Source organism: Peribacillus loiseleuriae (assembly GCF_001183985.1).
Taxonomy (GTDB): Bacteria; Bacillota; Bacilli; order Bacillales; family DSM-1321; genus Peribacillus; species Peribacillus loiseleuriae.
The window spans coordinates 1373052-1398006 of record NZ_LFZW01000001.1 but is presented as its reverse complement, the minus strand read 5'-3'; the positions used below and the strand labels follow the sequence as shown (position 1 = coordinate 1398006).

Annotated in this window: 18 protein-coding genes, 2 pseudogenes and 1 riboswitch; of the genes and pseudogenes, 5 read left to right on the top strand and 15 right to left on the bottom strand. The window is 37.3% G+C overall.

The features are described 5' to 3' along the window. Positions 1-27: 27 nt before the first annotated feature. The 4 genes from opp4B to AC625_RS06265 form a co-directional block, all read right to left on the bottom strand. Positions 28-993 (bottom strand): oligopeptide ABC transporter permease, encoded by a 966-nt coding sequence (opp4B, locus tag AC625_RS06280; protein ID WP_049680509.1) that lies wholly within the window; start codon positions 991-993, stop codon positions 28-30. A gap of 13 nt (positions 994-1006) precedes the next feature. After that, the gene (locus AC625_RS06275) at positions 1007-1933 is read right to left on the bottom strand and encodes an ABC transporter ATP-binding protein (RefSeq protein ID WP_049680508.1); all 927 of its coding nucleotides are present in this window, start codon (positions 1931-1933) and stop codon (positions 1007-1009) included. Further along, positions 1920-2939 (bottom strand): ABC transporter ATP-binding protein, encoded by a 1020-nt coding sequence (locus AC625_RS06270; RefSeq protein ID WP_049680507.1) that lies wholly within the window; start codon positions 2937-2939, stop codon positions 1920-1922. Before AC625_RS06270 ends, AC625_RS06275 begins: the two co-directional genes overlap by 14 nt. A gap of 527 nt (positions 2940-3466) precedes the next feature. Beyond that, the gene (locus AC625_RS06265) at positions 3467-3976 is read right to left on the bottom strand and encodes an acyl-CoA thioesterase (RefSeq protein WP_049680506.1); all 510 of its coding nucleotides are present in this window, start codon (positions 3974-3976) and stop codon (positions 3467-3469) included. Between the two features lie 361 nt (positions 3977-4337). On the opposite strand from AC625_RS06265, the gene AC625_RS06260 reads away from it, so the two are divergent. Further along, positions 4338-4853: a GNAT family N-acetyltransferase gene (locus tag AC625_RS06260; RefSeq protein WP_049680505.1), complete on the top strand. Its 516-nt coding sequence runs from the start codon at positions 4338-4340 to the stop codon at positions 4851-4853. A gap of 404 nt (positions 4854-5257) precedes the next feature. On the opposite strand, the gene AC625_RS06255 is transcribed toward AC625_RS06260, so the two are convergent. The 4 genes from AC625_RS06255 to helD form a co-directional block, all read right to left on the bottom strand. Next, positions 5258-5440 (bottom strand): aspartyl-phosphate phosphatase Spo0E family protein, encoded by a 183-nt coding sequence (locus tag AC625_RS06255; RefSeq protein WP_156187429.1) that lies wholly within the window; start codon positions 5438-5440, stop codon positions 5258-5260. 386 nt (positions 5441-5826) lie between these two features. Further along, positions 5827-6012, bottom strand: a complete 186-nt coding sequence (gene fbpA, locus AC625_RS06250) for a Fur-regulated basic protein FbpA (protein ID WP_049680503.1) — start codon at positions 6010-6012, stop codon at positions 5827-5829. Between the two features lie 280 nt (positions 6013-6292). Then, a riboswitch (SAM riboswitch) is annotated at positions 6293-6398 on the bottom strand. Between the two features lie 66 nt (positions 6399-6464). Then, positions 6465-7676, bottom strand: coding sequence for an MFS transporter (locus AC625_RS06245; RefSeq protein ID WP_049680502.1), 1212 nt, complete (start codon positions 7674-7676; stop codon positions 6465-6467). An 84-nt stretch (positions 7677-7760) separates the two neighbouring features. After that, positions 7761-10070 (bottom strand): RNA polymerase recycling motor HelD, encoded by a 2310-nt coding sequence (gene helD, locus AC625_RS06240; RefSeq protein ID WP_049680501.1) that lies wholly within the window; start codon positions 10068-10070, stop codon positions 7761-7763. A 551-nt stretch (positions 10071-10621) separates the two neighbouring features. On the opposite strand from helD, the gene AC625_RS06235 reads away from it, so the two are divergent. The 3 genes from AC625_RS06235 (at position 10622) to AC625_RS06225 (ending at position 15587) form a co-directional block, all read left to right on the top strand. Then, on the top strand, positions 10622-12109 hold the full coding sequence (locus AC625_RS06235; protein WP_049680500.1) for an aldehyde dehydrogenase family protein: 1488 nt from the start codon (positions 10622-10624) through the stop codon (positions 12107-12109). 477 nt (positions 12110-12586) lie between these two features. Then, positions 12587-14080 carry a peptide MFS transporter gene (locus AC625_RS06230; protein WP_049680499.1) on the top strand — a complete coding sequence of 498 codons (1494 nt, stop codon included), beginning with the start codon at positions 12587-12589 and terminating at the stop codon, positions 14078-14080. 274 nt (positions 14081-14354) lie between these two features. Further along, the gene (locus AC625_RS06225) at positions 14355-15587 is read left to right on the top strand and encodes an aminopeptidase (RefSeq protein ID WP_049680498.1); all 1233 of its coding nucleotides are present in this window, start codon (positions 14355-14357) and stop codon (positions 15585-15587) included. Positions 15588-15686: 99 nt separating this feature from the next. Here AC625_RS06225 and AC625_RS06220 read toward each other — a convergent pair whose 3' ends face one another. Continuing rightward, the gene (locus tag AC625_RS06220; protein WP_049680497.1) at positions 15687-16766 is read right to left on the bottom strand and encodes a site-specific integrase; all 1080 of its coding nucleotides are present in this window, start codon (positions 16764-16766) and stop codon (positions 15687-15689) included. Positions 16767-17146: 380 nt separating this feature from the next. Here AC625_RS06220 and AC625_RS06215 point away from each other — a divergent pair. Next, positions 17147-17559: pseudogene (locus tag AC625_RS06215) on the top strand (DUF3888 domain-containing protein); the annotation flags it as partial. A 431-nt stretch (positions 17560-17990) separates the two neighbouring features. Here AC625_RS06215 and AC625_RS06205 read toward each other — a convergent pair. The 6 genes and pseudogenes from AC625_RS06205 to AC625_RS06185 all read right to left on the bottom strand — a co-directional run bounded on the left by AC625_RS06205 (position 17991) and on the right by AC625_RS06185 (position 24707). After that, positions 17991-19547 carry an ABC-F family ATP-binding cassette domain-containing protein gene (locus AC625_RS06205; RefSeq protein ID WP_049680495.1) on the bottom strand — a complete coding sequence of 519 codons (1557 nt, stop codon included), beginning with the start codon at positions 19545-19547 and terminating at the stop codon, positions 17991-17993. A gap of 289 nt (positions 19548-19836) precedes the next feature. Next, positions 19837-20280, bottom strand: a pseudogene (locus tag AC625_RS26470) (IS66 family transposase); the annotation flags it as partial. 132 nt (positions 20281-20412) lie between these two features. Next, positions 20413-21009 carry a YdcF family protein gene (locus AC625_RS06200; protein WP_049680494.1) on the bottom strand — a complete coding sequence of 199 codons (597 nt, stop codon included), beginning with the start codon at positions 21007-21009 and terminating at the stop codon, positions 20413-20415. A 314-nt stretch (positions 21010-21323) separates the two neighbouring features. Beyond that, positions 21324-22247, bottom strand: coding sequence for a S66 peptidase family protein (locus AC625_RS06195; RefSeq protein ID WP_049680493.1), 924 nt, complete (start codon positions 22245-22247; stop codon positions 21324-21326). 237 nt (positions 22248-22484) lie between these two features. Further along, complete coding sequence (locus tag AC625_RS06190; RefSeq protein WP_049680492.1) at positions 22485-23630, bottom strand: TcaA second domain-containing protein; 1146 nt, start codon at positions 23628-23630, stop codon at positions 22485-22487. Positions 23631-23645: 15 nt separating this feature from the next. Beyond that, positions 23646-24707: a DUF5105 domain-containing protein gene (locus tag AC625_RS06185; RefSeq protein WP_049680491.1), complete on the bottom strand. Its 1062-nt coding sequence runs from the start codon at positions 24705-24707 to the stop codon at positions 23646-23648. Positions 24708-24955 lie beyond the last annotated feature (248 nt).

The window sequence follows — 24955 nt, the reverse complement described above, 5'->3', positions numbered from 1 at the left end:
CCTTTATCTCCAACATCTGTTCCCTCCCTATTCAATCCGTATACGAGGATCAACCATACTTAATATGATGTCCGAGAGAAGAGTGCCGAGTAAAGTTGCGAACCCTAGCATCATAACAATCGCTGTTACAACACTGAAATCTCTTAGCCCAATTGAACTTACAAATAATTGACCAACTCCTGGATAACTAAAAATTGTTTCAATAATTACAGTCCCACCGACTAATCCAGTAATTTCATATCCTAAAAACGCTGCAATTGGTAATAATGAATTTCGTAGAATGTGGCGCGTATAAACTTTATTATCTGGAATTCCTTTTGATCTTGCAGTACGTGTATATTCTTTGAATTTGTTATCAATAATTTCATTCCTTAAATACTGAACAGTGCCTACAGTGGTAATCAGAGCTGTACTAAATGCCGGGAGGATGACGTGATGGAATTTGCTTAAATAATAAGCAAATGTCCTAGCATCAACTTTAGAGCTCACGCTGCCTCCAGTTGGAAACCACTCAAACGAAAACCCAAAAACGAATAACATAATAAGGGCAAAGATAAAAATTGGTGTCGCAAATCCTAAATAATTATAGCCAGTCACTACTTTATCAATCCATGTTTCGTTGTAGCGTCCGCTAAGAACCCCCATCGGAATAGCTAGTAAGTAGGTAAGGATAAGTGTTATTAGTGCTAAAAATACAGTATTCCAGATTCTTTCTGCAATGACTTCTGATACTGGTATTTTGTGAGTATATGATGTACCAAAGTCACCGTGTACGATACCGGAAATCCATCTTCCATATTGCTCATACCAAGGATCATTCAATCCTGCTTTTTCTCTTAATTCTTCAATCCGCTCTGGACTTATCCTCGGGTCCATAGATATTCCTGTTAAAGCATCCCCAGGCATTTGTTTAGCTAACGCAAACACGATTAAACTTAGGAGAAATAACTGAGGAATCATCACTAAAAAACGCCTAAGAATAAACTTCCACATATCCCTCTACCTCCTATGGTAATGCGACTCTGTGTGTGTCAGAAATCAGTTTTAAGTCATAAGCCCTCCCCTTATCATCAAAATATTTAGATCGGTATTGCTTATACTCATTTTCAACCCTTTTCCTTAAATGCGTTTTTTTCTCGCGACTTTCGGGATTTAAATCTGGAATAGCAGCAATCAGTCGTTTCGTATAAATATGCTGTGGATTTTCGTAAATCTCATCGCTAGTTCCTTCTTCTACTAAGCGGCCACGATACATAACTCCCATTCTGTCACACATATGTCGAATTACACTTAAGTCATGACCTATAAATAAATACGTTATTTTAAACTCTTTTTGTAAATCTTGGAGGAAGTTTAACACTTGGGCTTGTACAGAAACATCCAAGGCAGATACTGGTTCGTCAGCAATAATTAATTTAGGCTTTAAAGTAAGGGCTCTTGCGATTCCGATTCTTTGACGCTGTCCACCAGAAAATTCATGCGGGTATTTATACATGGAATCTGGACTTAAACCAACTTTATCCAAATAATTCTGAATAATTTTCTTTTCTTCTCCTACAGACAAACGCTCGTAATTCCTCAGTGGTTCAGCAATGATATCAACAACCCGTTTTTTCGGGTTGAGTGATGAATATGGATCTTGAAAAATCATTTGAATATCTTTTCGATATGGTTTCATTTGCCCAAAAGACAACTTCGAGAGATCCTGTCCTTCGAATAATATCCGGCCTGAAGTAACATCGTTCAATTTCACAACTGCTTTCCCAGTCGTTGATTTTCCACTTCCTGATTCACCAACCAGACCGTATGTTTCCCCCTCACTCAATTCAAAAGTAATACCATCAACTGCCCTTACATAATCAACGACTGTCCTAAAAAACCCACCACGGATCGGGAAGTGGACTTTTAAGTCTTCTATTTTAAGTAATACCATTAGTTATCTTCACCCCTCTATGATCCTGAAAGTAAAAATGTTTATAACATGTGCAACGTACCAAATGATCAGGAGCGACTTCATGTAATTCGGGAGATTCTTCATGCGCATGACGAGGTATCCATGGAATCCGAGGGCTAAATCTGCAGCTATCTCTATTCATATTTACAATGGACGGAACAATTCCTTCTATCACATGTAAACGTTGTTTATTTGTTACTGCCGATGGAATCGAATTCAATAACGACCTAGTGTATGGATGCAAAGGTTTAGCAAATATTTGCTTGACTGTACCAATCTCAACAACTTGTCCAGCATACATCACAACGATTCGGTCCGCTACTTCGGCAACAACACTCAAATCATGAGTAATCAGGATAATTCCCATTTTCGTTTCTTTCTGAATTGATTGGAGCAATTCCAAAATTTGTGCTTGTATCGTTACATCTAACGCCGTGGTAGGCTCATCGGCTATTACTAGAGATGGGTTACAGGCAATTGCAATGGAAATCATAACCCTTTGCCTCATTCCACCTGATAACTCATGAGGAAATTGTTTGTATGTACGTGTAGGAAACGGAATGCCTACTTGTGTTAATAGTTCTAAGGTTCTTAGTCTCTTTTTTTCTTTTGATAGTTTTGTATGAAAAGTCAAATTTTCTTCAATTTGATCTCCAACAGTCATTAAAGGATTCAAGGCCGTCAACGGTTCCTGGAATATGATCCCTATATCTTTTCCACGTACTTTATTCATTTGTGCTTCTGTAATAGAAACGATATTTCTTTCTTTATACTTGATTTCTCCTTCAATCTTCGTTCGTTGATTATTATGCAATCTCATAATCGATAGAGCCAAGGCACTCTTTCCGCATCCTGATTCTCCAACGACTGCCACAATTTCGTTTTCACTTACTGAAAATGAAACATGATCCACCGCCATATAATACTTATCTTTTATTTTAAAAGATGTGGTTAGATTCTCTATTTGAAGGATTGGTTTCTTCATTGACATTTCCCCTCCTTTACAGATCAAACACACGCTCTGCTCATCGTAGATTGTTTGTAAATCCCTTTCTCACAAACTAGATTGGATGCAAATTTTTAAACTTCGGCACCTAGTCTAGCTTCTCATACTCTTAAAGTACAATTATTACGCTTCGCTATTATTTTATTAAGGTAGATAATCATTTTCTACTCTATATCTTTATGTATACAGCTCTAATATAGAACATTCTCATAATTTTAATTCTCTAGTAAATCAAAATTTCAAAACAAATCCTCCTTTTGTGTACTCATTAAAACCCAATCAAACCCGCTAGAAATATGAATTATAAATGGGAGGAAACTAATTTCCCTTTCGTTAATAGAATTTATGTACTCGAAAAACAGTTTCTAGCAAACGATTCCTTTCCCAAAACAAAAGATGCAATCCAAACGAAAGGGTCAGACCACAAATCTACTATATATCGTTTAGGACGTGAACATGACACGATAAACGGTGTATAGAGTGTGAGGTCTGACCCTCTTTTGTTTTTATAGTTGGTTTGTCCCAAAGATATCAGCAATTGTTTTTGTACCTTCTCTTCGTTTCTTTCTCGCTTCTGCTCGCACCACAGCTGATTCATATAGTTTTATCTCCATCTCAGACTGTGGAATAATACTAGGTACAAGAGTTGGCTTTTCGTTTTCATCAAGGGCAACAAATGTCAAAAATGAAATCACACATAAATTTCGGGTCCCAGATAGTAAATCCTCTGCAATTACCTTGACAACTACTTCCATCGACGTTCTTCCTGTATAAGTGACAAACGCTTCTAAACAGACAGCATTGCCTTCGTAGATTGGATAAAGAAAGTCTACAGAATCGGTGGACGCCGTTACGACCGACCTTCTCGAATGACGCATAGCTGAAATAGCTGCTACATCATCAATGTAAGCCATTAATTTCCCACCAAACATCGTTCCATTATTATTCGTATCAGGCGGTAAAACAAGGCTTGTTTTTACTACAAGTGAATCACTGCAATATTTCTGTTCTTCCATTATCCAAACTCCCCTGTCCTATTAAATCTCATTTTGCAAGAGGTGGCCATTTCCCTCGGTTTAATTCTTTCAAATTGTAGCAAGACGTTCATTGATTAATAAAGAAAATTGTTGAAACCAAACAAACTTCTCGTGAGCATATTCACTCCCACTCTCTTATTTTACTTTACATATATCGAAAATACCCGAAGTAAGTGAAGTTTAATTTCCTTAGATGATCTTTTCAATACTAGATATTTGCTTTATAAATAATCTGGATATATATCCTTTCAAAAAAATATCACACTACCATTCATTTTATATTTCATGTATGATATGTTTACAAAAAATATTTTTCATTCACCAATAAGGGGTATTGCATATGAATCATTCATTACAATTTCGACTTGCTTCATTAGAGGATCTACCAAGAATTGTGGAAATTTACAATTCAACTATAGCCTCAAGAATGGTAACAGCTGACATTTCGCCAGTATCCGTTGAATCAAGACTAGCTTGGTTTCATGACCACATTCCTGATAAAAGACCACTATATGTAATAACAATAGATGATCGGACTGCAGGTTGGTTAAGCTTTCAATCGTTTTATGGGAGACCTGCCTATAACTCAACCGCTGAAATAAGTATTTATCTTGACGATTCGTTTCGTGGGAAAGGTCTTGGTAAGCTTGCTATCCAGAAAGCCATTGATCTATGTCCATCTTTAGACATTGCTACAATCCTCGGCTTCGTATTCGGTCACAATACACCAAGCATTAAATTGTTTGAGAAATTCGGGTTTGAAAGATGGGGCAATCTTCAAAAAGTTGCCTTACTAGACGGTATCGAACGCGATTTAATCATTTTAGGAAAAAGAGTGTTACACGAAAAAGGATAAAGTGAAATTTCCATCGGTGGGAGTTTTCTTCATCCCCCACCGATGGTTAGTCCCGTACTACTGTTACTAAATCTTCGATAAAGCGACACTACGAACCCGATTGGTTCAACTAAACCTCTGCTTACGCATCGGTAAGTTTCACCGTATCTCACCAATCGGGTATTTACAGGCTGTTTATCCCCCTCACCTATCTTGATTCTCTCACAAGAATTGAGGTGGGGGTATTACAGCCTGTTAAACCGGGATAAAAATTAAATAAAGGATGTCCAAACGAAGCTTCATCCCCGCAACTACGACATACAGTATATATACGTGTTATTTTCACATAATACTGTGTGTTGTAGTACGAGGTCTGACTCTTCCGAGACATCCTCTTCTCTATATAGCCTACCTCGAAACATCATCTAATACTCTTCACTATATTGTGCATCCGTAAAAGGCGCAATGTTAAAGATATTTATTAATATGTCAAGCTCTTGACTTGCTTTAATTGTTTTCGTGTTGGAAAGTCCGAATCCCTTCGCTAGTTGAATCATTTCTTCACGCTTTTCTTCAATTTCAATAGATAAATGAAAGAAAGATTTCATCACTATCTCACCCTCCATCACAATTTTTACTTATTTTAACATAACTTTAGAGTTATCTTCAACTAAAAATAATACTTTATTATCATAGGTTTTCTTCATAACTATATAATTCTCAAAATAGACACATTTCATACAATTCATTTAATATACTTTTCATTTTAATTTCTAAAAATTTTGTAATACACACGTAAATTAAAGAATTTCACCCAAAAGAGAAAAAAAAGAAGAGGCTGTCCCTGAAATAAAGGGTCAGATCCCGCAACTACTACAGTTAAATGATATGTAAGTAACACGTCAAACTGTGTAATGTTTGCTGGATCAGACTCTTTCGGACATCCTCATCTTATAAAGGTTGCTATTCGTTTTGTTAAACAAAATAACTTCTGCTAAGTGACAATATTTTTAGTTGTAGAGTGCTCATTATTTTGAATTTGTTCAAATTCTTTCACTAGAATATTCAAGGAAACATCATATAAATGTTTTTGATCGGATGTTTTATATACTCCATGGGATAATAATTGTTCGATTAATAACGCTTTTTGGGCCTCAACCATCTTCATTAACTTTGTCATTATATACACCTCTTACTTCACTTAACAATTTTTCTTAATTTATTTGGTAATTAATTCACGAGCTTATTTCAATATGAATTTCTTCAACAAACTTTATATACCATTGCTAAATACTCTTCAAACATTATTTCAGTAATTTAAAACTTTCATTGGACCAGAGTTTATTCATGTGAAAAACCATAGCCACTCTATTAAGTTGAGATTACAACCAGTAAATTCAAGCAATAAGAAAAACCCCTTCTTAAACAAGAAGAGGCTGAGGTTTACGTCCGTTCGACTCTTCTTATCTTCCAAGCCTTCGCTTGTTGGATGTGGCACAGTGCTCAGAGTTGAGTCTGTTGCCGAGGTATCGCAGGGCCAAGTCCCTCCACCTCTCTGGATAAGAATAATATATAATTGATATTCATGCCATTATACGATGTATTCCAAATAAAGTCAATAGAAATGTTTTACTAATCCTGTAAAACAGTATTCTTCGTTTCTTTCCCCCAAAATAACACGACGATTGCTCCAATTAAGATCGCGATTGTAAAAATTGTAAAAATCATACTAAGCGGAGTACCTCCTGCAACTAAATATCCGATTAGCAGCGGTCCCAAAACTCCCCCAACTCTTCCAGCAGCAGCAGCCATACCAGCGCCAGTACCACGTATAGTTGTCGGATATTGTTCAGGGGTGTATGCATAAAGCGCCCCCCAAGCTCCTAAATTAAAGAATGACAAGAACATGCCCGACGTGATGAGCATCGGTAGTCCCTCTGCCGCGCCAAAGAAATACGCACTTACAGCTGTTCCAACTAAATAAGTGACAAGAACGAACTTTCGGCCCATTCGCTCGATAAACCATGCTGCAGTAAAATATCCGGGGAGCTGAGCTAAGGTCATAATCAATACATATTCAAAGCTCTTGATTAAACTAAATCCTTTCATCACCATAACGCTGGGAAGCCATAAAAACATCCCGTAATAAGAAAACACGACACAAAACCATAGAATCCATAATACAAGAGTCTGTTGTCTATGTTTTATCGCCCACACACTTTTGATATTTTGCATAATCGTTGGCTTCGCTTTGTTTCCAAGTTCGACATACTTTGGTGAATCCGGTAGATGCAAACGTAAATACAGGGCATAAAACGCTGGGAGAGCACTTAAAATCAAAGCGATTCTCCACCCGTATCCAGGAATAACAAAATAGGAAATTAAAGCAGCAATAAGCCAGCCCAATGCCCAAAAACTTTCGAGTAGAACGACCACTTTACCTCGATTTTTTGCAGGTACACTTTCTGAAACAAGCGTTGAAGCGACTGGAAGCTCTCCTCCTAGTCCCATACCAATAAGAAAGCGCAGTACTAAAAATAAAGCCAAAGATGTAACGAGTGCCGATAAGCCGCTGCCGATTGAAAAAAGCAGCAAAGTAATGATAAAGACTTTCTTCCTTCCAACACGGTCGGCCATAATTCCGAAAAGGAAGGCACCGAATACCATTCCTATCGAATTAATACTACCGATCCAACCTACTTGTTGAGACGTCAAATCCCATTCTGCTTGTAATGCCACCACAATAAACGATAGCATACCTACGTCCATCGCATCAAACATCCAACCGAGTCCAGCAACACCAAGTAACCTACGATTAGAAATTGTTTTTGTCTTCCCCTCCATGACAGTCCTCCTGAACAAACGATACTTTAACTATAAATACTTCGTTATTTTACCATAAAGTGATTAACGAAAGTCTTTATTTGCTTATTCATAAAGACCCTCTGGAAGCGATTTAATGAACGGACTCATCTCACCAGTGAAACATATACATAATTCATGCATAGCACGAGTACAGGATGTGTATAGTAGTTTTCGTTCACTTTCCAGACTGTATTGATCCTCCGATGCATTATAGATAATGACTGAGTCAAATTCGATACCTTTTGCCAAATAAGAGGGGACAATCATGACTCCATCCGTGAATGTTGTTTTTCCAACTCCAACTCTCTTGACTTTCAATTTTCCCTTCAACATTTCATAGGCAAGACTCGTTTCCGCTTGTGTTTTACAAATAATAGCGATCGTTTTATGCCCGGACTCTAAAAATCCCTTCGTTTTCTTTAGAACCTCTGATACAAGAAGCTCCTGATTGCGACATTGGATAATGACAGGCTTTCTTCCTGTTCGATTAAAAGGTTCAATTTGACTTCCATCTAAAAGCAGACTTTTTGTAAATTCAACTATTTCCTTCGTTGAACGATAGCTTCTGTTCAAAATTACCTTTTCAGTGTCGTTTTTATCGAACAGATAAGTCAGAATATCCAAACCTGCATTGTTTCCATGTGCATAAATTGTTTGATTAAAGTCACCCAAGACTGTCAGTTTACTTTTTGGAAACAAATTCTTTAAAAAAGCAAACTGGAACGGCGAATAATCCTGAGCCTCATCAATGAATAGGAACCGAATTTGTGAATTGGTCGCGAAACCTTCCAATCGTTTTTTCATATATAAAAAAGGCGTCGCATCTTCATATAATAATCTTCCTTGATTAAGTTCATTTATTGTTAAACTTCGAATTTCCTCCCAATCGGTAACTGGCCATTCTATTTCTAACATTTTTTTATAAATGGCGCGAACATCAAGAAAAGCGAGAGATTTTATTTTCTTGTATAAAGGCTTAAATCGCTTTTTCACGACATACTCGCTAAGGATTCGTTGCTCGCGTTCTCCTTCATCAAATGAGTCTCGATCGTGGTCTTCGTGATTATTTGCGATCCGATAGCTTCTGAGATAGTCTTCTTTTTCTAAGTATTGTATTTCTTCTTCAACCCACGCGTCTTTTCTTTCTACTTTTTCAAGCTTTTTGATTTTTTTCAATAACCATTCAGAAACAAACTGTAGACGATCAGGAATGGATTTTTCACTACCTAGCTGATAAAAATACTCTGAAATTTCCACAGCCGATACGAGGAGCTTTCCTCGTATTTTAATATTTTTGAATACTAATCCACCCTGCTTCAATGTTTCCAAATATGCATCAACACCATGTAAATAACTGAGGGATGATTTATATTGAATGCCGTTCATTCTTGTTGTATAGTGTAGATCTCCCTCATTATTCAGTACAAATTCTAGTTGGTCAAATACATCCTCAATCATGAGATTCTCTCCGAGCATTGCAAGCAAATATTGTTGAAAGGTCGTCTGCTGCATATTGTCTTCACCAAGTTCCGGCAGTACATTGGATACATAGCTGTTGAAAAGAGGGTTTGGTGAAAACAATAAAATATTCTCAGCATTCATACCCTCGCGATATCTGTACAATAAATAGGCAATCCTTTGCATAGCCGCCGAAGTTTTCCCACTACCGGCTGCTCCTTGGACAAGTAAGAGACGACTCTTTTCATTACGAATAATAATATTTTGTTCTCTTTGAATAGTCGCAACAATGCTTTTCATTTGTGTGTCTGCATGCTTGCCGAGTACTTCCTGAAGCAAATCATCTCGGATCGCTTCACCCGTATCAAACATCCCCTCTAATACACCATTACGTATAATGTATTGACGTTTTAAGAGTAACTCGCCACTTACCTCCTCACTAGGTGCCGTATATCTGGCAGGGCCAGGTGAAAAGTCATAATATACACTGGAGATTGGAGCGCGCCAATCATAGATCAGAAATTCTTCACACTCTTCATCATAAAAAGTGCCGATTCCAATATAAATCTGCTCGCTTTCTTCCATGTCTTTTTCATGAAAATCAATCCTTGCGAAATAAGGTGATGCTTGAAGTCGATTCAAAACAGCTATTTGCTTCATTGAATGGTTTTGTCTCCGCTCTCTTTCAGAAAGCAATTCTGTTTGCTGATTGATACTCGCAACCGTTTCAATTGTTTCATCTTCATTTTCCACGTTCACTGTAACATCTTCCCAAAAGCGTTTGCGAATTGATACTATATCTGTCGTTGCTTCACCTGCAGATTGTTTCAAATGGTGTTTCGATTTAGTTACTTTGTCAATCACAATCTCTATTCGCTCTTGCTCGTATTCTTTTTCCATTTCCCAGTTCGTCATAGTACCCCTCCATATTAAGTAAAGTTCAAGCACCTTGTTCGACCTCAGGCATAGCATATTCCTTGCTTAGCTCTAGCCTTGAAGGGTTTGCTACTTCCGCTAGCTCCTAAAAAACTTTGAATTTCATACAACCTATTGACAATCATCTATATCTCATGTATGATTAAATTAGGATAATTATAATTTAATCATACATTTTTAATAATAGACTTTATTAGTATAACATCAGCTGTTTACGTATACAATAGCTGTGTTTTTTTATGGATTTCCCCACCTCCCACATAGTTGATAACCCGCAATTACTCCTTTCCATATTTTTTATGTATATTTCAACAAAAATCAGCGATAGGTAACACTATTCATCATTAGTATTCCATTAATTTGTAGTTTAATTGATTTTCTCATAGTTATTTGTCAAAATTTTCTGATTTAAAGTCCTGTCAATTTACAGTATTATTGCATTGACGGGTTTTGAAGAAGCCTTCAAAATATACGTTTTCCATTACATCATGATTTGCAAAATACCGACTAATCATTCAAGGAGGGTATTCATGCCAAATCTTACGCTAGAAATCAGTAAAAAATTGCAAAAGTTCTTACAAAGTCCGAAAAAGCTTTATATTAATGGGGAGTTCGTTGAAAGTGTATCCAAAAAAACATTTTCAACCCCAAACCCTGCTACAGGCGAGAAATTGGCTGATGTGTATGAAGCTGACAAAGAAGACATCAATCTAGCTGTTAAAGCAGCCCGAAATGCATTCGATAGTGGTCCTTGGTCACGTATGAGTACAGCCACAAGAAGCAGACTCATGTACAAGCTAGCTGATTTAATGGAAGAAAACAAACTTGAATTAGCACAATTAGAAACGTTAGATAACGGAAAACCAATTAGCGAAACGTCAAACGCGGACATCCCTCTCGCCATTGAACATATGCGCTATTATGCTGGCTGGACAACGAAGATCGTTGGTCAAACCATTCCAGTTAACGGAAATTATTTCAACTACACCCGCCACGAAGCAGTCGGTGTCGTAGGCCAGATTATTCCTTGGAACTTCCCTCTGCTTATGGCAATGTGGAAACTAGGTGCAGCACTAGCTACTGGATGTACAATCATATTAAAGCCAGCCGAACAAACTCCCCTTTCAGCTATCTATTTAGCAGAGTTAATTGATGAAGCAGGATTCCCAGATGGCGTAATCAACATTGTACCTGGATTCGGTGAAACGGCTGGACAAGCACTAGTTGACCATCCTCTTGTTGATAAAATTGCATTCACAGGATCAACTGCGGTCGGTAAATTAATTATGAGATCTGCCTCCTATTCATTGAAACGCGTTACACTTGAACTTGGAGGAAAATCGCCAAATATTATCCTTCCAGATGCTGACTTCCAAAAAGCAATTCCAGGCGCACTGAATGGTGTAATGTTTAATCAAGGTCAAGTTTGCTGTGCAGGTTCAAGAGTATTTATTCAGAAGAAGCATTATGATAATGTCGTTGCTGACATGGTCTCTCATGCTAAAAACATTAAACAAGGTATAGGTCTGGATCCGAATACACAAATCGGACCTCTTGTTTCTCAAGTACAACAAGATCGTGTGCTTGGATATATTGAAAAAGGGTTAAACGAAGGAGCAGAGGTGCTTATTGGCGGCAGTAAGCCCCAGGATGATGGGTATTTTGTATCCCCAACTATCTTCGCCTCCGTGCAAGATGACATGGCCATTGCTAAAGAGGAAATCTTCGGTCCAGTGATTGCAGCTATGCCTTATGAAGATCTGGATGATGTAATTAACCGTGCAAATGCTAGTGAATATGGACTGGCAGCAGGACTATGGACTCGTGATATTGCAAATGCCCATTACGTAGCAAGTAAGTTACGTGCTGGAACTGTTTGGGTCAACTGTTACAATGCATTTGATGCCGCTTCTCCATTTGGCGGATACAAGCAATCCGGCATGGGCCGTGAAATGGGCTCCTATGCTTTAAGTAATTATACAGAAGTAAAAAGTGTATGGGTAAACCTCGATAAGTAAATAAGTGTATATATTTAGAGAATGAGTAATCGGACAAACTTCTTCAAAAACAATCGATAATGATTTATAAACCCCATTAATCGATTGTTTTTGAAGCTTGATCCTATTACCTCATTCTTTTTTTGATTGATTCAATATTAAGATAATGTTTTATTTTTCTACCATAATAATACAAAAAAAATAATAACACATCCCTTTTAAAATACTCCATTTTTTCATATAAAAACATTGTTATCCCGCCTCCTAAAACCCTTACATGACTCCATTATAAAACGATAATAACTTTATATTAATATAGAAATATCGGCAAAAGTGTTTAATTTTTTTTAAAAGAGTGTATATTAATACGTAGACTATTTTTTAGTCAAAAAAATAACTGTATGTTCAAAAGGCTCCATTAATTGATAATCGGGAGCTACTTTATTTTGTTTTCAAGATGTAAGCATGCAGTAAACCCATATTGGGGGGAGTTTATTAATGAATAGTAAAGACAAGGATGAGGTAATCCGGAGTGTTCCCCAAACCGGTTTCTTTGGACATCCTCGAGGGTTATTCACTCTCTTTTTCACAGAGTTTTGGGAACGATTTTCTTACTATGGCATGAGAGCCATCCTAATTTTCTACATGTACTATGAAGTAACCCAAGGTGGACTTGGTCTTGATCGTACTACTGCTAACTCCATCATGGCCATCTACGGTTCATTGGTGTATATGTCTGGTATTATTGGTGGATGGATTGCCGATCGCTTATTAGGGACTGCTAGAACGGTTTTTTATGGCGGTATTTTAATCATGTTTGGCCATATTATCTTATCATTCCCTGGCAGTGCTACAGCATTATTTGTATCGATGGCCTTTATCATTATTGGGACTGGTCTCCTAAAACCGAATGTATCTAGTGTTGTTGGCGATTTATACAGCGATAATGATATACGCCGGGATTCAGGCTTTAGCATTTATTACATGGGGATAAATCTCGGTGGTTTTCTTGCACCGTTAATTGTCGGAACAATTGGACAAACATATAATTTCCATCTCGGTTTCGGTATTGCAGCGGTTGGGATGTTTCTCGGACTGATCGTCTATCTCGTTACCAGAAAGAAAAATCTTGGTCTTGCTGGTCAACATGTACCGAACCCACTTGCGAAAGAAGATCGATTCAAAGTATTCGGTTCAATCGGGCTCGGTGTAGTAATCATCGTCATTCTTGGATCCATCGGAATTGTTACAGGTTACTTAACCATTGATCGTTTTATACTCCTAGTGAGTATATTAGGAATTATTATTCCAGCTGCGTTTTTCATTTTTATGTATCGTAGTCCGAAAACGAACTCGGATGAGCGTTCTCGATTACTTGCTTATATCCCATTATTTATTGCAGCAATGATGTTTTGGGCAATTCAGGAACAAGGATCAAATATATTAGCCACTTACGCAAACGATCGAACACAACTGGAATTTGCAGGAATCAAACTACAATCATCTTGGTTCCAATCGCTTAATCCATTATTCATCGTTTTCCTTGCGCCCGTATTCGCTTGGATTTGGGTTCGTTTAGGTGATCGTCAGCCTTCTACACCGAAGAAATTTTCACTCGGATTGTTATTCGCCGGTCTATCCTTTATTGTCATGATTTTCCCTGCATACTTAAATGGTGCCGAAAGTCTTGCGAATCCACTATGGCTTGTTCTTAGCTTCTTCTTGGTTGTACTTGGGGAATTATGCTTATCTCCAGTTGGAATGTCAGCCACTACGAAGTTAGCGCCTGCCGCTTTCTCAGCACAAACGATGAGCCTCTGGTTCCTGACCAATGCTTCAGCACAGGCCATTAATGCTCAAGTTGTTAAATTGTATACGGAGAAAACAGAAATTCTTTATTTCGGGGTTATCGGCGGTATTTCCATTGTACTAGGAGTTATTTTGTTCCTTGTCTCTCCTATCATTCAACGGCAAATGAAAGGCGTTCGATAAGTGCAGGAGTTTATCACTCCTCCAAGAACATCCATGAGCGTCTACTCTAAAACTAAAATGATGAAGAAGCCTGTTCCTATTTTAAAATGGAGCAGGCTTTTTTCACCCCATTTTCATTAGATATCTATCACAAAAAGTTTCTTTTTTTATGAACAATCGATACAATATAAAGGAAGATTTTTATAATGTGAACCTTCCAGTATTGGAGGTATTACAGCCTGTTAAACCGAATTAAAAAATATCTTTAAAGAATTAATATGAGGAGTGTATATTGATGAATGACTTTCAACTGAAATTAGAAAATTATGCGGAACTTGCTGTTAAAGTAGGCGTAAACGTCCAACCAGGTCAAACTCTAGTCGTGAATACGACATTAGAAGGAGCTGAGCTAGTTCGCCTTATTGTAAAAAAAGCCTATGAAGCTGGGGCATACAACGTGATCGTAAACTGGAATGACGATGCTATTAACCGTACGAAATATGAGCTAGCACCAGATAAAGTGTTCATGGAATATCCGCATTGGCGAGCACAAGAAACGATTGAACTTGCTGAAAATGGTGCAGCTTACCTTTCAGTCATTTCTTCAAGTCCTGATCTTTTAAAAGGAATTGATCCTGAGCGAATTGCCAATGCTCAAAAAGCTTCAGGTACCGCTTTACAAAAATGGCGTCAATATATGCAATCCGATAAAGTCAGCTGGTCTATTGTCGCTGTACCTTCACAAGCTTGGGCAGATAAAGTATTCCCTGATGAAGCTGAGGAAAACCGTATACATAAACTATGGGATGCTATTTTTAAAGCAACACGTGCGGATGTTGAAAGCCCAATCGAAGCTTGGAAAAATCATGATGGAACCCTTCATGAAAAAGTCGATTATTTAAATGAAAAACGGTACCAAAAACTACATTACACCGCACCTGGTACAGACTTGACGATTGAACTACCCAAAGCTCATCTTTGGGTAGGTGCTGGTAGCACCAACGAAAAAGGACATGAATTTATGGCGAATATGCCAACTGAAGAAGTGTTCACGGTCCCCTTTAAAACAGGTGTCAACGGAACAGTCGCAAGTACGAAACCACTAAGCTATGGCGGAAATATCATCGACAACTTCAGCGTTACGTTCAAAGAAGGCAGAATTATTGAAGTAAAAGCGGAACAAGGAGAAGAAATCTTGAAGAAATTAGTAGAAACAGACGAAGGATCTCATTATCTCGGAGAAGTGGCTCTTGTTCCATTCAATTCACCGATTTCACAATCAAATGTTCTTTTCTTCAATACATTATTCGATGAAAATGCTTCTAACCATTTAGCGATTGGAAGCTCCTATGCATTCTGTATCGAAGGTGGCAAGCAAATGTCTCAAGAAGAACTTGCAGAGAACGGATTGAACCACAGTCTTACCCATGTTGACTTCATGATTGGCTCTGACAAAATGAACATCGACGGCATCAAAGCAGACGGAACTAGCGAACCTGTCTTCCGTAATGGGGATTGGGCTATTTGATTGAAACGTTGATATAGAGGCTTTTCTAAGGTCTAAAACCTTGAGTGGTCACATTTCTTTAACTTTAAACAATTTATCTAATTCATCAGCCACGTGTTTCTACATACTAGGAAGCACGTGGCTATATTTATCGAATGTAATTTGAATCGATGTATGTCCAACTCGCTCAGAGATGACCTTTACATTGACATTTTGTTTGATTAGCATCGTAACATGTGTATGTCTTAAATCATGAAAACGGATTGTAGGTAACTCTAGCTTTATCGATTGGGCTTTAAGTCGTTTGGAAAGAGTAGCAGAATCGAGCGGATTACCATAGTGTGTACAAACTACTAAATCATAATCATTAAAGTTCGGACCTTGCTTCAGCTTATGTCCAACAACAACGACTCTCTCTTTTTTCAGTTGTTCTATCAACACATCAGGAATATGAATAGAACGTACACCAGCACTCGTTTTAGCACCAACTTTGAACTGCTTTGCGTTGATATCATAAATTTGTCTGATATAAATGATTTTTTGTTCAAAATCAATATCCTTCCAACGCAAGCCCGTTATTTCACCTTTTCTCATCCCAGTTAATAACGCAATTAAATATACCGTATAAAACCGATGCTTCTTTGAGTGTTGTATGAAATACTCCACCTGCTCAGTATCCCAAGCGGTCATTTCAAGATTATTTCTCTTTGGCAACGTCACATTTAATACTGGATTTTCATTAACAAGCTTTAAGCTAACCGCTTTTCTAAAAACAACCTTCAACATATCAATTATTTTCTTTATCGTATTAGGACTTAAAACCGTTTCTTCGACCAAATCATAAATAAATCTTTGCACTATCAATGGTTCAATTTTTTGTATTCTAAAATGACCTAGTCTGGGATTAATATGACACTTATTAAAGCTAATATAATTTTGATAAGTACTCACCGCTACCTTCAATTTCATTTCCTTTAACCAGTCTTGAATGAAATCACCTAGCGTAATTTTATCTGGTTCAACATAGTTACCCAGTCTAACATCATTTAGAAATTCACTAAGAGCATGTTCCGCTTCCTTCTTAGTATTGAAACCCCTTTTTCTTTTTTGCGTTCGTTTCCCTGTTAAAGTGTCAATACCCATATCGATTACATAGTAATACTTGCCTGTTTTCTTATCTTTCTTGATACTGCCTTTCACTGTTAAGAACCCCCTAGATTACCTAACAGTCAATATCATTACCATTAGTTCTATTTTACCTAAACCTATAAGAATTTAATAGAACTACAATCCAAACTTACAGCAATTCTACTTAATAACTACCTTTCAATATTCCTACACGCCTGATGTTTTCCACTACCCCTAATTGAATCAATGTAAGTTACCGGCATGTCTGCTGGAAATTTTTATGTATAATGACTAGTTGGAACTCAGCGCAACTAAGCCCGCTCCGCTAATGAAAAAACGTCCTTGCTTTTTCACAGAAACGCATTCCGTTAGCTTAATAAGCACATACGTTTTTCCCATAAGGTAACAATAAAATTGAAGAGGAATAATCGTGAAGAGGTGTATTGAAAAAAATGAAAAAGATATTATTCGCTTTTATACTTTTCCTTGTTTTGTTACATTATTTCAAACAAAATTGTCTTCAGCAGATAAACCAGCTCAAGATTCCGAAGAAATTCGGTTACAGGATATGCTTATGAACATGCTCACTCCTTATATCAGAGAAGATTTGAATAAATATTATTATCCGAAGATTTTAAAGGATTTTTCACCTCAAGTCTCTCCATGGTTAATTGAAGTGATTGAAACAAGAAGAGTAAATGGCTTCCGTGGCTTAATAATGGAGATTACAGTTGATATCGAGCCTGACGATGGTGGACACCACGTTCCAGTTGGCAAGGACCGAATGACTTATCGGATTTCATATGGTCCGTCAGTTGAGTTAATTAAACACACTCATTTAGCTACATATGATTTACCGCCCGAAGTACAGGAACCGTCATCGTTTGATTTGAATAAGCTACCAAGTTTGTTTAAGCGTGCGCGGCAAGTGTAGGTATTGGCCTGTTACCATGCTTAACGCAGACCATATTGACCCCATTTCAACAGCGAGAATCATCCTTGCTGAGATTTTGAATAATAACAAAATTGTAGCCGTTGATCAGCTTGACGATGAATTCTTAGAATATGGGAGGCACCCAGGGGCAGGCACCTCCTCCCACCAAACATTTACAATTAGTAGAATGGATATAACTCTGTGGAGTCAATAGGCTTTACCATAGTCACACCGTGTAAAATCTTGTTTCACTGAAGATTTATGGAATATAAGAAAAAAGGAGAGTAATCATGATCGGCTCTCCTCTTTTACTATTCATATGGGTAGTCAGAAATGGCGACTCTTACTCGGAACGTTCAAGTTTAGATGGCTTTCGTTGTCCATGATTCTACGTCCCAAATATCTGTTACCACGTCTTGGTAAAAATCAGGTTCATGTGAGATAAGGACCACGCTTCCCTTATACGATTTCAAAGCTCGTTTTAGCTCAGCTTTTGCATCTTTATCCAAATGGTTGGTTGGCTCATCAAAAACAAGGATATTGCTTTCTTGGTTAAGGAGCTTACATAACCGGACTTTCGCTTGCTCTCCACCACTTAATACGGATATTTTACTTTCAATATGTTTTCTAGTTAACCCACATCTCGCAAGAGCAGCGCGTACCTGTCCTTGGCTTAACTGAGGAAACGTATTCGATATTTCTTCGATGCACGTGTTTTGATTTTCCGTTTTCACTTCTTGTTCAAAATACCCAATATACTGATGTTCACCGCGTTCAAGTGAACCAGCAAGAGATCTTATTTCTCCGAGCATGCTACGAAGGAGTGTAGTCTTACCAATCCCATTCGCTCCAACTAATGCCACTTTTTGTCCACGCTCTATATAAAGATTTAACGGCTTTGATAGTGGCTCATCGTACCCAATGACAAATTCTTTCGTCTCAACAATTAATTTACCTGAGGTTCTTGCTTCTTTAAAGTTGAAATCAGGTTTTGGTCGTTCCTGTGCTATTTCAATAACATCCATTTTATCGAGTTTTTTCTGTCTCGACATGGCAAGGCTGCTGGTAGATGCCCTTGCCTTATTACGGGCTACAAAATCTTTTAAACTAGAAATTTCTGATTGTTGTCTCTTAAAGGCAGCTTCAACTTGTATTTTTTTAGCTTCATAGGCAATAAGGAAATGGTTGTAATCACCCACGTAGCGATTTAATTTCTGATTTTCTAAATGGTAGATCACATTTGCAACGCTATTAAGAAATGGAATATCATGAGAAATTAATAAAAAAGCATTATCGTATTCTTGCAGGTAACGTCTTAACCACTCAATGTGTTGTTCGTCTAAATAGTTTGTAGGCTCATCTAAAAGAAGAATATCTGGTTTCTCAAGTAAAAGCTTGGCTAATAAAACCTTCGTTCGTTGCCCACCGCTTAAATCATGAACATCTTTTTCTAATCCTATACCATCAAGTCCAAGACCAAGTGCCACTTCTTCTACCTTAGAATCAATCATATAGAAATCATTATTTGTTAATATGTCTTGTAATGTACCAACTTCCTCTAACAACTTTTCTATTTCTTCAGGTGTAACGTCTGAAATCTTTTCATAAATGGTATTAATATTCGTTTCAACGTCAAAGAGATATTGAAAAGCCGTTTTTAATACGTCACGGATTGACATTCCCTTCTGTAAAACCGTATGTTGATCAAGATAACCGACTCGTTGATGCTTTGACCACTCTATTTTTCCATCGTCAGGCTGAAGTTGCCCTGTAATGATATTCATAAACGTCGATTTACCTTCGCCGTTTGCCCCAATTAAAGCTATATGTTCACCTTTTAACAAGCGGAAGGAAACATTATCAAAGATCGTACGATCGCCAAATCCGTGGTTTAGGTCTGTAACCGTTAATACACTCATATATTTAACCTCATTTAAATTTCATTTTATTTTGTTTCGTTTAGGAAATAACTATAAAATCGTTCATCTGATTGTTATAGTTCAATATTGAACTATAACACAGAAAATGGAATAGTTGAATGGAATAAATTTGGAAACGAAGGGACGGTTCTTACAGGGGACAATCGGAAGTTTTGCGCGCAAAAAGGCACGATAAGCGGTTTTTAGCTGCTTATTGTGCCTTTTCTATTCTTGAGTTTACGTAAACGTCAAGTAGCCCAAATACACGATGAAAATTGTGTTTTCAGGACTACTTGACGTTTACTTCCCTTTTTATCGGCACTTTGCATATGGAAGGTAAATCCGTTGACCAAGGTAAGACTTGATCTATTTCTTCTTTATTCGTTACATCCATATTTGGTAGCGTTTCAAATAAATAGCGAAGATAATGATACGGACTTAAACCGTTCTCTTATACCGTTTCAACGACACTATACATGATGGCGCTCCCTCTAGCACCTCGCAATGTATTGGAGAACATCCAATTTTTTCTCCCACTCACAAACGGTTTAATGGAACGTTCACTTCTATTATTATCGATTTCTAAATGGCCATCTAATAAAAAAGCTTCAAGGTGATTCCATTGTTTCAAACAATAAGTGATGGCTTTTCCTAGAGCGCTTTTGGATAGGTTTTGGTCTTTTTGTTCATAAAGCCATGCTGAAAAAAGGTCCAGAATGGGCCTGCTTTTTTCCCTTCCGTAATGGGGATTGGGCGTTTTAATGATTAGGAGGGTTTCTCAAAAAAAGGTCTGATCCTTAGGTTTGAGATCCCTCTTTTTTTTTATGGTCACACAAGGAATAATCTGTAAAAAAAAGCGGCCACATTATCCATCTATTAGTTTAATTCTTCGCAGCAACTCTGTACCGTAGAATTTCGTAATCGCTAAATATTCACGTATATACGATTTTACTAGAACAACTTTTGGTGTGTCTGCAGCAATTCCCTGAAGTTTCAATCCTTGACTCGCAGCAATTTTCTCAGCTCTGTAAACATGGAAATCATTCGTGACGAGAAAACCTTTCTTAGCGCCTTCTGGAATAAGCTGTTTTGAATATTTTATATTTTCATAGGTACTTGTCGATCGGTCTTCCATAATAATTCGTGACTCTTCAATTCCATTTTTCAGCAGGCCCCGTTTCATCGCTTCTGCTTCACTAATTTCTTCTCCATTTCCTTGTCCACCAGACACAATAGCAACCGTGGACTTGTTGCTAGTTAAATATTCTGCCGCAGTATTTATTCGATATTGTAGAGACAGAGATGGGACAGTACCTCTCACTTGTGCACCCAACACGATTAAATAATCAGCATGAATTGGTGCTTTTTTTTGAATGGCTTGCTGAATATTTACGTGTAGGAAACCAATATATACGACACCTAATATAGCAGCGATTAGCATAATATTATTGATCTTCCCCATCTTGCCCCCTCTGTTTTTTGAAAAATCAAGCTTCATTACATGACAGTCCCTTCAATACTATTAATCCGTAAATATCATCATTACCGCTTTTCACCTTTGGATTTTTTTCTTTCATTTAAAAGCCCCATTTTCTTTGAATAAGGAATCTAATCGATTAGTTCATTTACGAAATGATCGAGAAAAGGTTTCAGTTTTTCTAAAAGCAAAAACTCGTCACGATGGACGAGTTTTATATTCATTTATCCGCTAAATATTTGATTGCCCAGTGATGTTGTTTTCTAAAAATCATATTCTCGATTTTCACTTTGCTTAAATCATTGAACGCCACTTTCAATGGTTACTTCACGATTACTTGCATCAAGTTTAGTAAACGTGCCAAGTGGTATCGCCACATGTGGGGTACAATGACCAATCTGAAAACCTGATACTGTCGGTTTATTAGCAAGTTTGATGTAATGCTGTAGAACTTCAGCCAAAGTAAGCGATAGGGAACGTGTCGTGTCACATTCTTTAAAGTCGCCTATTAATATCCCTGCTGCATCAGATAATTTACCGCTCATGTACAACTGGTTCAGCATTCTATCTATTGAACGAGGCTCTTCATGAATATCTTCAATTAATAGCAGTTTATCTTTTGTATCTAATTCAAATTCCGTACCTAGCGTACTAACTAACAAAGATAAGTTTCCACCGATCAGTAGTCCACTTGCTTCACCAGGAATTTCCGTTACAAGTGGTGAGATTGTCTCATCATAAACAAAGGATTGTGAGTCAAATAATTGCAAAAATCGTGATTTAGTTAAGGGATCAATCGTTTCATCCCCCAAATCAGAACTTAGCATCGGTCCATGGAAAGTAACAAGTCCTGTTTTTTGAAAAAAAGCATTGTGCAAAAAAGTAAGATCACTGTATCCCCAGAAGATTTTCGGATTATTTTTAATGATTTCATAATCGATATGAGTAGCAATTCGCGGTGTTCCATACCCTCCACGCGCTGAAAAAACAGCTTTTATACTAGGATCAGAAAACATACTGTGCACATCTTCCACTCTTTCTTCATCACTGCCTGCTAAATAACCATATTGGCATTCTATGTTTTTTCCAAGCTTATAATGTAAACCTAGTTCTGTAAAAAAAGAAAGAGCTTGTTTAATTTTTGCTTGATCTGGTGGACTTGCTGGAGCAATGACTCCTACTGTATCCCCTTTTTGAAGGCGTGCTGGTTTTACCGTGTTCATGTTGATCCTCCTTCACATTCTTCTAATTCTATACGTATTACACAATTACTCTTTATATGAAGAAAAAGAGGGCGAAGCTATGCTAACTTTAGCTCTGTCATCAAATAACTTGAACACTAAGTTGAGCCAGATAAAAATTACCAATTCCAAAACTCACGAGATTTTTTCTAAGAACAAACCAAAAAACCTAATAAACGCAAAGTCTATTAGGCGAACATAAATAAATGGTTCAATTATTTAAAGCTGATCCACGCTCCCCTTCCTTTTCCATTTCATAACAGGTGAATTCTTTCCACTCAATTCAGCCTTTTTATCCCACTTGTCTTTTTCAAACCCGTCCGCGGGAACCTGATCCGCATCATCAATGAGCCATTTTTTTCTTTTATCATCATATTTCAAGCTATATGTGCGAATCTCTTTATAGGACGTATCTTTATACCCTTCGAGGTCACGGATCTTCAACTTATTATTATAAGCAACAAATGCTTCGACATCTGCGATCCATTCACTATGGATTTGATTAATATCTAAATCGTCAAGATTCACGACCGTTTCCGAATACTGCATTTGAATTTCATCTACATATTGTTCCAATTCATCAAATCCTGATTCAAAGTCGACAAATGCCAGATCTTCTAGAATTGAGTCCGTGACATTGGTTAAATGTTTGGCCTCAAAACCATTTGTCTGATACACGACAATATCTTTATTGAAAGTTTCCACTGCGGAAATGATCTCCTCTTGAACCCGCTGATCACTTTGGGCCAGTTTATCATCATCGATAATCAAGCTTACTTGTTTGCTCCCTCCCCAAACATCTACTTTTCTGTTGTCCAAAAAAGTGCCTAGCTTATTTTTTACGGTCAAATCAATTTGATACGTACCTGGAAGGATCGGGCCATATAATTTCTCTTCTTTGTCTTTTTTGAGGGATTCGCTGGATTTCTGGATGGAAAGATGAATCTCATCGTCTTTATGCTGACCGGTTACCTTGATGTAAGCCGTCTTAACTTTAAACTTATACTCCGAGAACAAACCCCATTTATTTCCAGTCTTCACCAAGCTAATTTGCTGGTTTGTTGTCTTGAATTCTTTCTTTTCCACCTGTTTATCCAAGCTTTCTGTTATCGCCTGGTAGCTATTATTATTTGCATTTAGATAAGCAACCAGAGCTTTCAAGGATGAATCATTTATTACAGCCTTCTTATCATCAGCCATAATCCATCCCTTAAGCTGGTTGGGTTTCTTCTGCTCCACAGCCTGTTCGAATGCTTCCACAGCTTGTTTCGGTTTGTTGCTTTGCTGGACAAAAAGGACTACGGCCATGATGACGATAATCAGAACAAAGGCTGCCGAGATTACATATAACCTCTTTTTACTCACACTGTTCACAGCTCCTTAATAAATTGATCCTTTTACAAAAATCTTATCTAAGCTTTCCCCATATTTATTAACGGGATCGATTGTCCATTTCCCATCCTTTTTTACAAGAGAAACCTCAATTTTTCTGCTCGAGGACTTTAATTCTATAGAATCTAGGATTCTGTCAAATTTAGATAGGACATACTCATCTATTGCCTTCTCATCATAACTGCCTGTTTTATCCCGGAATTCTTTTTGATATTTATACACTTCTTGATATAATTCCTGTAACGGAAGTGTCTTTACATCTAACGCAACGATGGCTTTATCATTGGCATATGCTGCAGTTGATGTAGTTACTACTGCTTTTTCTGCTAAAATATCACGATAGCTTATGTATAGTTTGTCGATATCTTCATCAGTTAAATCTTTTTTAAATAATTCTTTCACTTCGCTTTTAAACGTATTTTTTGCCTCTTCTTGCATGGCTGGTTTATCAGCTGATACAAATTGTTCGTAGTCGCTGTTTTCCTTTTCGTAATAAATTTGATCGATATAGGCTGTGAAGGCTTTCGCTGGATCTTGAAGTGTTTCGTAACTATCTGCATATTTCTTTGTATCCAGCTTGAGTGTCAGCTCATCATTATTTTCTTCAAAGTTACTAGAAATTGGACTCAAGCCGATTTCATACTCCTTGTCTTTCTCTACTTCAAAAATAGCAAGAAGTGATTTCGCTTTCCCGACACCGAGATTCCCGCTAGAACCTATATTCAAGTCTACTTTGCGATTATACAATTCTGGCTTAATATTGATTTGTTGATCTCCATCATACAATTTAACCCCATCATATTCTGAAAGAAGAATCGGTGAATCCGATAGATTCTTCACCTTTAATTTTACGGCGATGACTCCTTGTTCCTGATTTTCAGTAACGCCAAGGTCCGGAACTATGTATGACGCATCCTCAATCGATGCTTCTAATTGCTTATTCTTTCCCTGATTCTTGTCAGTAGATGCCTTTTCACCTGTACCTGTGCATGCACCTAAAACGAAAATGAGACCTAATAAGATCAAGAATCTGTTACCTTGTTTGCCCATTCCATTATCCCCTCTCAAAAATGCGCCAAACTAAAATAATATCTTTAATTAATTGATTCTCACTAAATAGATTATGGAATTTTTTATATGTTTTTCCATTATTTTTTATCCTACCATAAGTTTATTTTAGAAAGATGCCTTTTTTAAAAAATCGATCGTTTATCCTGTCTTTACCAAACTCGCGATCCAAAAATCTAGGAACTTCTGCTCAATTATAAGAAGAATCGAAAGAGTTAAACCGACCTATC

What these genes read in the sequence shown, in the direction of transcription:
- opp4B (WP_049680509.1), bottom strand. Translation starts at nt 993, where the DNA reads ATGTGGAAGTTTATTCTTAGGCGTTTTTTAGTGATGATTCCTCAGTTA.
- AC625_RS06275 (WP_049680508.1), bottom strand. Translation starts at nt 1,933, where the DNA reads ATGGTATTACTTAAAATAGAAGACTTAAAAGTCCACTTCCCGATCCGT.
- AC625_RS06270 (WP_049680507.1), bottom strand. Translation starts at nt 2,939, where the DNA reads ATGAAGAAACCAATCCTTCAAATAGAGAATCTAACCACATCTTTTAAA.
- AC625_RS06265 (WP_049680506.1), bottom strand. Translation starts at nt 3,976, where the DNA reads ATGGAAGAACAGAAATATTGCAGTGATTCACTTGTAGTAAAAACAAGC.
- AC625_RS06260 (WP_049680505.1), top strand. Translation starts at nt 4,338, where the DNA reads ATGAATCATTCATTACAATTTCGACTTGCTTCATTAGAGGATCTACCA.
- AC625_RS06255 (WP_156187429.1), bottom strand. Translation starts at nt 5,440, where the DNA reads ATGAAATCTTTCTTTCATTTATCTATTGAAATTGAAGAAAAGCGTGAA.
- fbpA (WP_049680503.1), bottom strand. Translation starts at nt 6,012, where the DNA reads ATGACAAAGTTAATGAAGATGGTTGAGGCCCAAAAAGCGTTATTAATC.
- AC625_RS06245 (WP_049680502.1), bottom strand. Translation starts at nt 7,676, where the DNA reads ATGGAGGGGAAGACAAAAACAATTTCTAATCGTAGGTTACTTGGTGTT.
- helD (WP_049680501.1), bottom strand. Translation starts at nt 10,070, where the DNA reads ATGACGAACTGGGAAATGGAAAAAGAATACGAGCAAGAGCGAATAGAG.
- AC625_RS06235 (WP_049680500.1), top strand. Translation starts at nt 10,622, where the DNA reads ATGCCAAATCTTACGCTAGAAATCAGTAAAAAATTGCAAAAGTTCTTA.
- AC625_RS06230 (WP_049680499.1), top strand. Translation starts at nt 12,587, where the DNA reads ATGAATAGTAAAGACAAGGATGAGGTAATCCGGAGTGTTCCCCAAACC.
- AC625_RS06225 (WP_049680498.1), top strand. Translation starts at nt 14,355, where the DNA reads ATGAATGACTTTCAACTGAAATTAGAAAATTATGCGGAACTTGCTGTT.
- AC625_RS06205 (WP_049680495.1), bottom strand. Translation starts at nt 19,547, where the DNA reads ATGAGTGTATTAACGGTTACAGACCTAAACCACGGATTTGGCGATCGT.
- AC625_RS06200 (WP_049680494.1), bottom strand. Translation starts at nt 21,009, where the DNA reads ATGGGGAAGATCAATAATATTATGCTAATCGCTGCTATATTAGGTGTC.
- AC625_RS06195 (WP_049680493.1), bottom strand. Translation starts at nt 22,247, where the DNA reads ATGAACACGGTAAAACCAGCACGCCTTCAAAAAGGGGATACAGTAGGA.
- AC625_RS06185 (WP_049680491.1), bottom strand. Translation starts at nt 24,707, where the DNA reads ATGGGCAAACAAGGTAACAGATTCTTGATCTTATTAGGTCTCATTTTC.